Below are 12,393 nucleotides of genomic sequence, written 5' to 3'. Positions count from 1 at the left end.
TGAGCGCATCACAGGGACAGTACCTGGCAAGCGTCCCACGGCCCCCACGGACCCTTAAACCTGGATTTGATGGAGCTTGGATCAGGGCGAGCTAAACATAAGCAAACGAATGACGCCGTGGGCAACATTCTCCCCAGCCTCTCGTTCCGCTAGGATCACCTACCTGGTTTGCGCAAGATCCGCGCAAGGACACAGCGAGACAGAACGGATGCTGAACAGTAACGCTCTCAGAAAGCTCGACATGCAGGACCTCATGGTGTTTAGCGCCGTGTATGAACAAGGCAGCGTCACCGGTGTGTCCGAAGCATTGTGTGTCAGTCAATCGACCGTCAGTTATTGCCTGAAGAAACTGCGCGCCTGTTTCGAAGATGAACTGTTCATCAACAGCCGTACCGGCATGCGCCCGACCTATAAAGCCGAGGGCATGTACGAGCATGTACGCGCCATCCTGCAGCGAATCAACCAGTGTCATGCCGGGTCACCTACCTTCGATCCAAGGCGCCAGGCCATCACCTTCAATATTGGCGCGCCTGAATACTTCGAACAGCTGATCCTGCCGCGACTGCTGCGGGGTTTCGATCACGCCGAGTTGCCGGTGACGGTGAACGTGAGCAAGCTCGAAGCGGACATTCCCGTCGAAGCCCTGCGCAATGGCAGCCTGGACCTGGTGATCTGCTTCGGCCCGAATTTCCACAGCAATCATGCCGACCTGAAATCCAGGCCGCTGCTGGACGACGACCTGGTCTGCGTCGTGGATAAACGGGCCGCGCCACTGGAACCGCCGCTGAGTCTCGAAACATTCCTACAGCGTCGTCACGTTTTTCCGACACCCTGGGCTTCGTCCAGCAACATGATCGACGGCTGGCTGGCGATGCAGGCGCAGCAACGCCAGATCGCCGCGCGCGCCAACAGTTACGGCGCGGCGTTAAAGATGATCGCGGGTACCGATTTGATCCTCACCCTGCCCCGCCGCATCCAGCAACTGCTCGCCAATGACGCGGGCTTCCATCACCACGACGCACCTGAAGGCTTGCCTGGCTTTACCCTGGACATGCAGTGGAGCCTGGGCGCCGATCAGGACAGCGCCAACATCTGGTTGCGTGAGCAGGTCATCGAGGCCTGCCTTGGACACTGAAGCTTAAAGACCGATGGCAGCCTTGGCGTAAGGGCCACGATCAATGTCGAGGAGTTCCACGCACAACTGCACGCTGACACCGGCGGGCCAGGGTCCCAGATCCTGGAGCACCGCCAGCAGATTGTCGGCCAACTGCTTCTTGATCTCCGCCGAGCGGCCACTGAGCAAGGCCAGTTTCAAATGCACGAACCCGCGCTCGCCGATGCCGGTGCCGACCCGAAATGTATCGATCTTCACCGCACGGCTCTTGATGTCGTGCTCAGCTGCGAACTGACCGGAGGCCACCAGTGCGTTGTTCAGGCGCAGCAGTGCGACATCGGCGTTCAGCTCAGTCAGGTTGGCGGTGTATTCCATGTGCAGGTGAGGCATGTGTTTCGACTCCGATTCGAAAAAGCGAGGGTGGGGTGACAGCTGTCGCAACGATACCTCGACTGGGTCGGGTCAGGCAGGTTTTGTTTCGTCTGCCAGCGGCATCCGTTCGCTCATGAACGCCTCCAACCGCGACCTCAGCCACCGCTCGGCCGGGTCATTGTCGACGTGGCTCAGCCAAACCATGGACAAATCCACCGTCGGCGTCTCGAAGGGAAAAGGTTCACAGAACAATTGGCCGGAAGCGGCCATGGCCGTGGCGGTGTAGTCCGGCAGGCTGGCGATCAGATCAGTGCCGGCCAGCAACGCCGGCAAGGCGCTGTACTGTGGCACCGACAGCACCACGTGGCGCTTGCGACCGATTTCGGCCAGCCATTCGTCAGCCAGGCCGGCAATGTTGGCCGTATGGGAAACCAGCACCTGTGGCCGCGCGCAGTATTCATCCAGGGTCAGCGGTGTTTCCGAGGCATCGGCCCGCAGCACGCGGGCCCTGATGTGCCGCAGCAGCTTGCGTTTGGCATTGGCCGGCAGCCCCCGGGTCTGGCTGATGCCGACCGTAATGTCGCCTGAGGCAAGCAAGTCGGGAATGCGCCAGTAATCGACATGCTGGACCACGAACACGACGTTGGGAGCTTCCTGGCGCAGGCTGCGCAACAGCGGCGGCAGCAGGCCGAATTCCACGTCGTCCGACAGGCCGATGCGAAACGTCATGGTGCTGCTGGCGGGGTCGAAATCATGGGTCAGGCTCAGCGCCACCGACAGCGAGTCCAGTGCCGGCGACAGGTGCTGGATGATTTCCTCGGCCCGCGCCGTCGGCTCCATGCGATGCCCGACGCGGATGAACAACGGGTCGTTGAACATCGCCCTGAGGCGATTGAGGGCCGAGCTGATGGTCGGTTGGCCGAGGAACAGTTTTTCCGCAGCCCGCGTCACGTTACGCTCGAGCATCAGCGTTTCGAAAACCACCATCAGGTTGATGTCGGCCTTGCGCAGTTCGTTGCGGTTCATCCATTGCTCCTGGTTCCAGTCGGTAAGGCAGGCACTGCAATTTTCTGAAATATCTCACAATCACTGGAAACGTATTCTCATTAGCGAAAATTATCAGCTTGGCTAGGCTGTGCGACGACATGTGCAGAACATGTCATGAATAAATAAATCGCATGGAGCGAACCGATGTATTTTGAAATCTATCGACAGACCCGAGGCACCCCAAGCACCGGACGAGGCCAATGGCGCTGGCGCTTGAGAGCCGGTAACCACGAAACCATCGCCAGCGGTGAATCCTACGTGAACAAGGCTGACTGCCTGCATGTCATCGGGTTGATCAAGAGCGCTCACGGCGAGACACCTGTAAAGGAAATCTGAAGCGTCCACGGGCCGACCATCTGAAGTATCGTATGCAGCGAACAGCGAGAGGTCGCGCCCATGACTCAACCCGATAACCGTAGCGACTGGCTGGTGCGCGCGCCTGAGTCGAGGAAACTGGAGCGCATCGAGGCCTATTTCAGTGGTCACGGCTACAGCGCCCACCGGCATGACACCTACGCCATCGGCTTCACCCTGTCCGGCGTCCAGAGCTTCAACTACCGGCACAGCAAACGTCATAGCCAGCCCGGTGGAACCATCGTGCTGCATCCCGATGAGGTTCATGACGGCGAAGCAGGCACCCGCGATGGCTTTCATTACCGGATGTCCTACATCGAACCCTCGTTGATCCAGCAAGTGCTGGGTGGCAGGCCCTTGCCCTTCATCGAGGGCGGACTGTCGAACGATCCCCGGCTCAACATCGCGACCCGCAGGTTGCTCAGTACACTGGAGCATCGCCTCGATCCACTGGAGGAAGACGACGCCATCTATGATGTGGCCCAGGCGCTCGCTGTCGCGGCGGGTCGCCGACGCGGGCGTCGGCTGCTGGATTACCCCGCCGCGGAGCGTGCGCGCCTGTTCATCCATGATGCCCTTGGCCAACCGATCACCCTGGACGATCTGGTCGAGGCCAGCGGTCGGGATCGCTGGAGCCTGTCACGGGATTTCCGCGCCCTGTACGGCACCAGCCCCTATCGCTACATCACCCAGCGCCGATTGAACGAAGCCCGGCGCCTGGTATTGCAGGGCCTGCCATTGAGCGAAGCTGCCCTGGCCTGTGGCTTTTTCGACCAAAGCCACATGACCCGGCTGCACACCCAGGCCTTCGGCATTTCGCCGGCACGCTGGCTGAAGATGCTGCGTTGAAATCCTGCGCCGAACGCTGTGAAAAGCTGCACGATCATCCAATACCCGCCTCACCCCGGACAGTAAGGTAGCGCTCATATACCACCACGGAGCGTGCCCCAATGAATCATTACTCCCCCATCAATTTCGCCCAGAAATACGCGCTGTTCGCCGAGCAGTGGGCGCCCAAAGTCATTGCCGAAATGAATGACTACCAGTTCAAGATCGCCCGGCTCGAAGGCGATTTCATCTGGCACGCCCATGCCGATACCGATGAAACGTTCATCGTGTTGGACGGCGAACTGCGTATCGACTTTCGTGACGGCGCCGTCATGATCGGCCCGGGCGAAATGTACGTGGTCAAGAAAGGTGTCGAGCACAAACCCAGTGCCGTGCAGGAAGTGAAACTCTTGTTGATCGAGCCTCGCGGCGTCATCAATACCGGTGAAGAGACCAACGAGCGAACGGCGGTCAATGACGTCTGGATCTGACCGGGCCAGGCTCAGTCGTACTCCGCTTCCTCGTGGTCACCGAGCAGCCGGCGCTGGCGAGGCGTCGCGGCGGCGAGTACCACGGGATTGAACTGCCAGTGCAGATAGGGCGAGAACTTCTGCGCGACCATCCGCCCGCCGTAGTGCACCTGGAGCATGTAGCGCGTGCGATCGGAGGTCCGGTTGTCGCTGCCGGCGTGCCATAGCTCGCTGCGCAATATCAAGACATCGCCCGCCCGGCATAGCACCGGCTGCGCCGAGCGCCCATTCCATTGCGTTTCGCCGGCAGCAGGCGCTCGCCCCGCCTTGTGGCTGCCGGGTATCACCCGTGTCGGGCTCAGGTCGGCATCGATGTCGTCGAGGTAGAACTGTGCGGTGAATACCTGCATCGGCAGTTCGAAATCGGGATCGGCCAACAAGCCCGGCGGCAATTCCATCGGCAGATAATCCAGATGCAGTGGAGCGCCGACGAAACCGGGATGGCAGCGCCAAGCCGTCTGGCCGATGATGTGGCAATCATCGCCCAACGCCGCCTCGGCGAGCTCGATCACCCCGCTCACCTCCAAGTAAGGCAACCAGAACGGGTCGCGATTGAACACGCATTTGTAATGATCGATGACACCGCTGTAATCCCAGTGCTGGGGTTTCAGCTGGTCGATAGCACGACGCACGTCAGCGACTTGCGCGGCATCCAACACACCAGGCATCAGGACATAACCGTCCTGATGCAGGGCTCGCAGGAGGTCGTCAGTCGACACGACACCACCCGTTTCAGGTACGGAAGCGGCCGGTCAGCTCTGCGAGGTTTCTCGACAGGCTGGAAAGCTGCTGGCTGGCGTGCATGCTCTGGGCGGAATTGGCCGCCGCTTCGTTGGACAGATCACGGATGTCGGAAATATTGCGGGCTATTTCCTCGGTGACGCTACTTTGCTCTTCACAGGCATTGGCGATTTGCGCGGCCATGTCGTTGATCCGCTGGATCGAACCACCGGTGCCGCTGAGCACCTGGTCGACACCCGCGGCGCGCTCAACGCTGTCACGAGCCTTGCTGCTGCCGACCTGCATCGCTTGGACAGCCTTGGCGACACCACTTTGCAAGCGTTCGATACGAACCTGGATGTCCTTGGTCGAATCCTGGGTACGAGCCGCGAGCGCCCTCACCTCATCGGCCACCACGGCAAAACCACGGCCCTGCTCACCGGCCCGCGCGGCTTCGATTGCAGCGTTCAGTGCCAACAGGTTGGTCTGCTCGGCGATGCCACGAATCACTTCGAGCACAGCACCGATGCTGGAAGTTTCCTGGGCCAACGCCTCGATCGTGCCCGAGGCGCTTTCGACTTCCTGGGCCAACTGGCGGATCGACTCGATGGTGCTGCTGACGACTGCGGTGCCGTCGCGAGACTGACTGCTCGCCTGTTGCGCGGCGTCCGAGGCGCTTACTGCATTATGCGCAACCTCATGCACGGCGGCGCTCATCTGGGTGGCCGCGGTACTGACTTGATCCAGTGCCGCGTGTTCGCTGCTGATCAGCCGATCATTCGTCGCAGCCATATCGGCCATGGCGCGCGCAGCGGCATCGACCTCCCCGGTCACTCGTCCCACTTCGGCAATCAGCGGTTGCAGCTTGTCGAGGAAACGGTTGAACGCACTGCCGAGCTGGCCCAACTCATCAGCCGAACGTACTTCGAGACGGCCCTTCAGATCGCCGCCGCCCTCGGCAATCTGTTCAACCCGGTGCAACAAGCGACGCATCGGACGCAACACCACCATCGGCAAGGTCACGATCAGCAGGATGCAACCGAGCAGACCGACCAACAGAATCGCTCCCTGCTGCAGGCCCACGGCTTGTCCGTGATCGATCGCCGCCTGGCCTTCCCGTTGCGATGCCTCGTCTTCCAACTCACCGAGTTTGTCGATGGCATCGCGCATGGTGTTGAACTTGCTCTCGCCATCACCAAAACTCAGCGCACTGGCCGCCTGCGGATTGCTTGCGGCTTGCTCAACGACCTGCCGCGAAATTTGCGACCACTGGGCAAAGCGGTCATTGAACTGACCGACCAGCGCCTGCGCCTCTGCACCCGGCTGCATCGCCGCGTATTTTTGTACGCGATCGTACGCTTGCTTCAGGTTGTCCCTGTGACTGGCCCGCAGCGCCTCGACATGAGTCCCCACCCCGTCGCCCAGCAAGCTCCGTTCGGCAACGAACGCCTGGTACAGGTCCCGATCCGCATTGAGCAACAGGCTGATGGCCGGCAGATAACGCTTGGTCAGCTGCGTGCTGGACTCCGTCACCTGGCCGATCCCACGCATGCCCGCGCCCCCCATCAGCACCAGCAATACAGCCAGGAACACCATCGGGAGGGTGATTTTCCAGCGAAAGCCCAAGTCGGCGAAGAACCGCAGCATGGTGTCATTCCTTACACGGGGGGATTACCTGCCTATCGGCAGCCTTGTCTTGAGCTATAGACCATTAGTCTCATTGTCACAAAGAAGTGACGAAACGACTCAACCAAGTGAGGCGCTTCGTAGGACCTTTCTGAAAACCACATTGATAGCCTTCATCTCAATACAAGCCCGTCGCACGGGTTCTCCAGCCGCGATAGGCTTCAAAGATCGCCATAGATAGCACCTTACCGTCAGGATTCGAGAGAATGTTCACCCTGGAAAACTGATATACAATAGATATCATCTTCAGGAAGGAGATGTACAGGAGCAGGACGCTCCCTTACTTGAGACCACGCTACACATGGAGCACATCATGCCCAGCATCGCTGAAAAATCCGAAAGCTTCCTGCTGCGGTTACGTAAACAGGACACACCGACGGGGGTCAGTCTCTCGACCATCGAGTTACTTATGCGTCAGACCGGCCTGAGTAAAACCGAAATCGCTCACCTCGCACTGCGTCAGCTAGCTGACCGTTATTTACCAAAGTACGAGCTGGATGACGGCCCGTTAACCCAAGAACAAATCGCCGCGATTCGTGCCGCTAGCCCTGCTACGGATATTCCGGAGGAACGCGTAACCAGAAGGCTCTATTAATGACCGTTCCTTTTCGTCCACTGCCTGCACCAGGCGATTTTGTCTGGTGCCATTTTCCAGAGGTTGTCGGGAAACCCGGCCCAAAAGCTCGACCCGGTTTAATAGTCGCTGTTTTTGATGACGACCACGCCGTAAGAATCGCCTATGGAACGACTCAAAAAACGGAGAAGCTTTACCCTGGTGAGTTTGTGTTAGATCCCGCAGATCCTGGCTTTTCTTCAAGCGGACTGACCCACCGGACAAAGTTCGACTTGAATCATGAAGTCCAGGTTTTATTCGATTCAGATTGGTTTGCACCGAACCAAAGCGTCTATGCCTGCGTCCCCTTGCCGAAGATGGGGAGGCTGGACATCAGTTACTACCCAGCCGTGCAAAAAGCCGCCAAAGCCAAACGTCAGAAATAGTGTTTATCGACTCGCCGACGCCCAGCTTACCCAAGCGGGCCGGCGTTGGATTGCTGACGACCTGCCGCAAAACTGCGACCGATACGCCGTGATTATGTAGATCCCAGAATGGGGTGGGCGCAATAAAAAGGGCGGCGGGACGCAATTGCAGAGAGGGAATTTTCTGACATTTCCAGCCCACATAATTCAGGGAATCTTCTTACGCATCATCTGATTGATGATTTCTACAGAAGGGCTCTATAGTCCAATTGTCGTTCGTAAGAGCGGCTTGGGTTTGGCGACCCATGACAAATATGCAGGAACCTCTCGCGGATTGCGGAATGCTTCCGTGCGCAATATGCTGCTTTTCGGTAGCTGTGCGTGGGAGATCTTCGGATCTGCCGGTTTTTCCATTTGTCCCGGTTCGCCAACCCGCGTACAGCTACCACCTTATTCGTTTGGCGACGATTAAGAAGGTTCTCAATCAAATGGAATTTAAAAAATGAACAGATACATGGCTCTTACCAGTAATGCCGACGATCAACCCCTCTTCGTCGATACCACTGCGCCTTTACACATCCTGCTTGACACGGCGGGCTATAGAATCCGCGCAGTGACCCAGCTTTTAGAGAACCTCGCAATGCGAGGGGACATTCCGAGCGATTCAGTGGTCCTCCAGGACTTTGCACAACTGTGCTGCATCTCCTTGAGGGATGGTTGTGACGTGCTTGATGTCATCGCCCGACGCTTGGACGCAGAGCCGGCCTAGCTCAAAGGGCCTCTCACGGGGCCCATTTCGGCAAAGCGAGCATGGTTCGATGACACCCAAACCGCGGTTTGCCCGGACCCAATTAATCACATAAGCTGATCAGCATGAATACACACACCTCGGAGGCTCCGATGGCTACCACAAAAAAAGTCGAGAAAGCGCGCAGAAAAGTCACTCACGAAGAGCTGACATTTCTTGACGTTCGACAAGCTGCACGTGATGGTCAGAAAGTGTTCGATAAATTTGTAATCACTGGCAAGCTTCCTATTACAAAGTAGGCGTGGATGCCAGACGTTAAAATTTCCGCACTTTTTGAAGAAACACAGAACTGGAAAAATTTTGCCGCACACTTTTACAATTACAAAGTGTGCGGCGAGCTTCCGGCTATCTTTGGCAGAGATGAACAGCTCGATCTGAGTGATATGTGTCACATCCATTTGGCGAGCACTGCAGAAACACAAGCTCGCTGGGCCAAAATCGACCGTCAGTACTATCGCACAGCCCTAACAGAAGACCCTGACAACGACTTCTGGCTTATCTATGCCTATGATGATTTCAAAGATGCTTACCTACTGCTAACGATCATTGGGCCAGACGCTCACAACCGTACGGAATGGGGATCGTTTTTACGTACGGTTCATAACGACATCGTGCAGCCTTGGATTGTAGGAAAAATCGTTTTTCCTGAGCTAGATGACTGACGCTATCTAACTCTCTAAGCAAAATATTCGTGCTCTCCGCTTCGAAGACCTGTATCGATATTAATTATGCCTTTCAGCCACGCTTAGTCTTCTTGGTGCTCGCGACGACGATTGGCTTCTGCCTGATTGCGAATAACTTGAATTCGCTGCAACAGGCCATGAGAGACAGGCTGAACACTCTCAGGATTGTCCTTGATGTCCCTATTGAGCAGGTCGACAGATCCTACGCCTTCCTGAGTCTTCATATTTTTTTCGGCATTATCTTTAGACATAACTTCTCTCGGACACAGAACCCTCCCGCAATATTACACATCATGACGATATTGCACCGCTCTTGCATAGTTTCTTTTACACAGTTCCAACAGTGGTTTGCTGTGAAACGGCAAGACTCTGAAGGAAACGGGAGACAGGCCAAGATTTTGAGTTCACTTTTAATCGCCCCACTTCATAATCGTGGTCTGTCTCGCGTCCCCGTTCAAAAAGCACCTTACGGATACAGACCGTCACATGCACGCTTGATCAGGATGTAAGCAATTCGGCTGGCCTTCTTTTTTCCAGCATCGAGCGTGCATTCATCTGCGGTTTTGTACCCGAAAAAATCGGTCTCCAACTTTTTTGCATAGTAAGGATATTGTTGGCAGTCCTGATCTATTGTTCGAGCGATAAAATCGTTCTGTGCGTCCGGTACATTCTTTATAACGCACCGTTGGTAAGACCAGCCGGAGTGCGAAGGGCTGTTCCGACGCATTGCCTGTAGCGCTTGCTCGGTCTCCACCTTTTGCTTCTCTGCCCGCTCCGCGTTCAGTATTGACTGGTTTCGAAAAACACAATCGAGGAATTCTTTTGAAAGACTGGTCTGTGCTGAGGAGTAGGGCTTGCAGTCTTCAAGTCGAGTCGATTGCCCCCTCGCTTGGCGAGCATCCCTTTCGCTCATAGCCTTGACAGCACGATCAGCCTCATCCTGCGTTAAGGCTTGAGCCGAGGGCATGATGGCGCCCCCGATGCTAAATATGAGCACTGCAATCATGATCTGAGTGTTCATGGCGAACGTCCCTGTTTGATTCGCACAGGTTAGCCGCAAGCATTGCAACCCGCCATCATTGCCGGAGCACCAGTCCTTAGACGGCGGCAGAGCCAAGACAGACAGGAACGTAGCGAGCGTATTACAGACGTCTGCCGGGCAGAGACTCAGGCTAAACTCGGTCACTACCACGCAAAAGGAAGTGAATATGAATGAAGCATGGAACCTGGAAGCGTTGAGGGCACAGGTTAAGATTCGCCAGCCAGAGACAAGCAAAAGGCTTGTTCAGATCATCAACTCTCTTGGTCGCTCACGCGATATCTTCACATACCACAAGTGCCTCGCTCGCGATGCCTTCACCGCATTCAACGCTGAAAACGATCCTCACGGAATAAAGTTTGCCCAACGAATACTTGGATGCGATGACGAGGACGGTGCAGTTCATGAAGCTGGCCTAGTCAGCGAGGCCAACCTGATTGCCTGCATTGCAATCACCCGCAATTCATACGACAGCTTTGGGCAGTTGCTGAATGGCCTTGTAGTGCCAGTGCCGCTGAAACGCAATTTCTATATCCAAGATGTGGAAGCCGCCCTTCCCACTGGAGAACTCAAAGATTGCCTGAGCGGCGCTCTCACTTCAGAGTGGTTTGGGTATACGCATGCCTTCATGAACATGGTCAAACATCATCAACTGATCGTTCACAATCCGTCCATTTCATTCATAGATGAGAACAGGGGAGGCAAGGTCGAAGGCTTCAGACACAGGGAGAAAGACTACCCCGCGTGCTGGGTTCGAGAGGCGTTGGAGGGAACCGTGGAGCTTCAGAATTCGCTACGGGCATGTGGTGTACTGCTCAATCGCATGTACCTTGGGGGAAATCCCGCAAACCTACCGGGATTAGTAGTACAAACGAGTAGTACAACCCAAAAAGAAAAACAACCATAACTCATTGAATCACAAGGTTTTCTAGATAATCTGAAAAAAGGAGAAACGGCGAGAAACGGGGGACAGACCACGATTTTGAGTTCACTTGTAATCGCCCTGCCGCATAATCGTGGTCTGTCCCCGTTTTCCCAGGGTTGCGGGGAATAGCAATACTTCGCCCTGCTATCACTCCCAGGGCAAGGGGCCAACCGATTCAGATGACTGAATAGGTCGCGGTATAGCGCTGCGGGCAACATCAGCTATGCCCGTACAGCGCTCTGCAAGCTCTTGCTGATAGCGCTCAAGCAAGGGTTTCTGATAAGACCGCATAACCACATTGAGCCGAGCCTTCAAAAGCTCACCATCAGGGTGACCGCAGGCCAGCAACCTTCCGACACGGCCCATTGCACGGTGATACATCGGCTCAAGCGCAGCCCAATCGTGGATCGACTCGGTGCAAAGCTCAAGCTCCCTGACTGCAGATCGTATTCGCTTCCGCTCCGACTTGGTGAGACCAGGAGAGCCATTGAAAACGCTCAATCCTGTGACCGTGACCGGCTGGAAAGTAGAGTCTTCTGCCTGAATACCCTGCCCACGTACGCGCACGTGGAGCTTGCTCCGCTTCTGATGACACCCTTTAGCAGCGAGCATCCCAGTAATGGTTGAAATAATAGTGGAAAGCTCGTCCGTCACAGGCTCACGAGCACAGGAGATGGTAATGTCATCAGCGAAGCGAGAGTACTGAAAGCCTTTCTCCAGAAGGTCTTGCACAATCTTCGGCTCCACATCCCAGAACACTAAGTTTGCGATGTAGCCGCTCGTGCTAGCCCCTTGAGGCGTACTTCCATCACGAGTACATAGCGATGACAACAATGCCGCTACAACGGCTCCGAATCCGAATAACCCTTGGAACATGGCGTCCACATGGTTTTTTGAGATGGAGGGATAGAAGTTCTTGATGTCTTGAAGAATGACGAATCTTGCACCAGCATGCACAGCAGCATTGCTATGAATACTCCTTGGAGACTTGCGGTCTTTTATGCCCCCATGCAGATACACCGGAAAGCTCGCCCTGGACAGCACTCTATCAACGATCTTTCGCTGAACCCGCTTAAGCGGCTCATGAGCATCGTAAGTGTCCCGCGTCTCGCCAGGCTTGCCTTTCTTCTCTTGAGGCACATGGCGATACATGCGGTCCGCGCGAACGGCAAGCCTTTCGAGCAACTGTTCGCTCTCACCAAGCGCTAGCGCCAAGGCTCTGATGCTGTGGATTGACCTATACGGATATACGGGGGCTTCCATCTTCCATCCCTGAAACGACGAAGGGCCGATACAGATATCGGCCCTT

The 12,393-nt window shown here is 56.2% G+C and carries 16 protein-coding genes and 1 pseudogene; 9 read left to right on the top strand and 8 right to left on the bottom strand.

Features of this window, described 5'->3' with window-relative positions; translation table 11 throughout:
- The first annotated feature begins 208 nt into the window (after positions 1-208).
- Positions 209-1,135 (top strand): LysR family transcriptional regulator, encoded by a 927-nt coding sequence (locus M8Q45_RS04355; protein WP_249873714.1) that lies wholly within the window; start codon positions 209-211, stop codon positions 1,133-1,135.
- Between the two features lie 3 nt (positions 1,136-1,138).
- On the opposite strand, the gene M8Q45_RS04350 is transcribed toward M8Q45_RS04355, so the two are convergent.
- Positions 1,139-1,504 (bottom strand): 5-carboxymethyl-2-hydroxymuconate Delta-isomerase, encoded by a 366-nt coding sequence (locus tag M8Q45_RS04350; RefSeq protein ID WP_181286693.1) that lies wholly within the window; start codon positions 1,502-1,504, stop codon positions 1,139-1,141.
- Between the two features lie 72 nt (positions 1,505-1,576).
- On the bottom strand, positions 1,577-2,512 hold the full coding sequence (locus M8Q45_RS04345; RefSeq protein WP_181286692.1) for a LysR substrate-binding domain-containing protein: 936 nt from the start codon (positions 2,510-2,512) through the stop codon (positions 1,577-1,579).
- 165 nt (positions 2,513-2,677) lie between these two features.
- Here M8Q45_RS04345 and M8Q45_RS04340 point away from each other — a divergent pair, with 165 nt between their 5' ends.
- The 3 genes from M8Q45_RS04340 (at position 2,678) to M8Q45_RS04330 (ending at position 4,206) form a co-directional block, all read left to right on the top strand.
- A complete protein-coding gene (locus M8Q45_RS04340) occupies positions 2,678-2,869 on the top strand; it encodes a YegP family protein (RefSeq protein WP_249873713.1) in 192 nt (63 codons plus the stop codon).
- Positions 2,870-2,929: 60 nt separating this feature from the next.
- Entirely contained in the window at positions 2,930-3,736 is an 807-nt protein-coding gene (locus tag M8Q45_RS04335) for an AraC family transcriptional regulator (protein WP_249873712.1), read from the top strand.
- Between the two features lie 101 nt (positions 3,737-3,837).
- Entirely contained in the window at positions 3,838-4,206 is a 369-nt protein-coding gene (locus tag M8Q45_RS04330) for a cupin domain-containing protein (RefSeq protein WP_249873711.1), read from the top strand.
- Positions 4,207-4,217: 11 nt separating this feature from the next.
- On the opposite strand, the gene M8Q45_RS04325 is transcribed toward M8Q45_RS04330, so the two are convergent.
- From M8Q45_RS04325 to M8Q45_RS28515, 3 genes and pseudogenes are all read right to left on the bottom strand, one after another.
- A complete protein-coding gene (locus M8Q45_RS04325) occupies positions 4,218-4,964 on the bottom strand; it encodes a phytanoyl-CoA dioxygenase family protein (protein ID WP_249873710.1) in 747 nt (248 codons plus the stop codon).
- Positions 4,965-4,977: 13 nt separating this feature from the next.
- Entirely contained in the window at positions 4,978-5,757 is a 780-nt protein-coding gene (locus tag M8Q45_RS28520) for a methyl-accepting chemotaxis protein (RefSeq protein ID WP_502940528.1), read from the bottom strand.
- A 78-nt stretch (positions 5,758-5,835) separates the two neighbouring features.
- A pseudogene (locus M8Q45_RS28515) lies at positions 5,836-6,612 on the bottom strand (MCP four helix bundle domain-containing protein); the annotation flags it as partial.
- 352 nt (positions 6,613-6,964) lie between these two features.
- Between M8Q45_RS28515 and M8Q45_RS04315 the strand changes: the two are divergent.
- The 4 genes from M8Q45_RS04315 (at position 6,965) to M8Q45_RS04300 (ending at position 9,099) form a co-directional block, all read left to right on the top strand.
- A complete protein-coding gene (locus M8Q45_RS04315; protein ID WP_186636004.1) occupies positions 6,965-7,246 on the top strand; it encodes a hypothetical protein in 282 nt (93 codons plus the stop codon).
- Complete coding sequence (locus M8Q45_RS04310) at positions 7,246-7,650, top strand: hypothetical protein (RefSeq protein WP_186643715.1); 405 nt, start codon at positions 7,246-7,248, stop codon at positions 7,648-7,650. Before M8Q45_RS04315 ends, M8Q45_RS04310 begins: the two co-directional genes overlap by 1 nt.
- Positions 7,651-8,131: 481 nt before the next feature.
- Positions 8,132-8,398 carry a short-chain dehydrogenase gene (locus M8Q45_RS04305; RefSeq protein WP_249873708.1) on the top strand — a complete coding sequence of 89 codons (267 nt, stop codon included), beginning with the start codon at positions 8,132-8,134 and terminating at the stop codon, positions 8,396-8,398.
- A gap of 284 nt (positions 8,399-8,682) precedes the next feature.
- The gene (locus M8Q45_RS04300) at positions 8,683-9,099 is read left to right on the top strand and encodes a type II toxin-antitoxin system YafO family toxin (RefSeq protein WP_249873707.1); all 417 of its coding nucleotides are present in this window, start codon (positions 8,683-8,685) and stop codon (positions 9,097-9,099) included.
- Positions 9,100-9,182: 83 nt separating this feature from the next.
- On the opposite strand, the gene M8Q45_RS04295 is transcribed toward M8Q45_RS04300, so the two are convergent.
- Complete coding sequence (locus tag M8Q45_RS04295; RefSeq protein WP_249873706.1) at positions 9,183-9,371, bottom strand: AbrB/MazE/SpoVT family DNA-binding domain-containing protein; 189 nt, start codon at positions 9,369-9,371, stop codon at positions 9,183-9,185.
- Between the two features lie 215 nt (positions 9,372-9,586).
- Complete coding sequence (locus tag M8Q45_RS04290; protein WP_249873705.1) at positions 9,587-10,141, bottom strand: hypothetical protein; 555 nt, start codon at positions 10,139-10,141, stop codon at positions 9,587-9,589.
- Positions 10,142-10,328: 187 nt separating this feature from the next.
- Here M8Q45_RS04290 and M8Q45_RS04285 point away from each other — a divergent pair, with 187 nt between their 5' ends.
- The gene (locus M8Q45_RS04285) at positions 10,329-11,066 is read left to right on the top strand and encodes a hypothetical protein (RefSeq protein WP_249873704.1); all 738 of its coding nucleotides are present in this window, start codon (positions 10,329-10,331) and stop codon (positions 11,064-11,066) included.
- A gap of 165 nt (positions 11,067-11,231) precedes the next feature.
- Here the strand turns inward: M8Q45_RS04285 and M8Q45_RS04280 are convergent, their stop codons facing one another.
- Positions 11,232-12,347: a reverse transcriptase family protein gene (locus tag M8Q45_RS04280; RefSeq protein WP_249873703.1), complete on the bottom strand. Its 1,116-nt coding sequence runs from the start codon at positions 12,345-12,347 to the stop codon at positions 11,232-11,234.
- Positions 12,348-12,393 lie beyond the last annotated feature (46 nt).

This window comes from Pseudomonas sp. T1.Ur (assembly GCF_023516725.1).
Classification (GTDB): domain Bacteria; phylum Pseudomonadota; class Gammaproteobacteria; order Pseudomonadales; family Pseudomonadaceae; genus Aquipseudomonas; species Aquipseudomonas alvandae.
The sequence above is the reverse complement of the archived record's forward strand: the minus strand, read 5'-3'. Positions and strand labels throughout refer to the sequence as shown.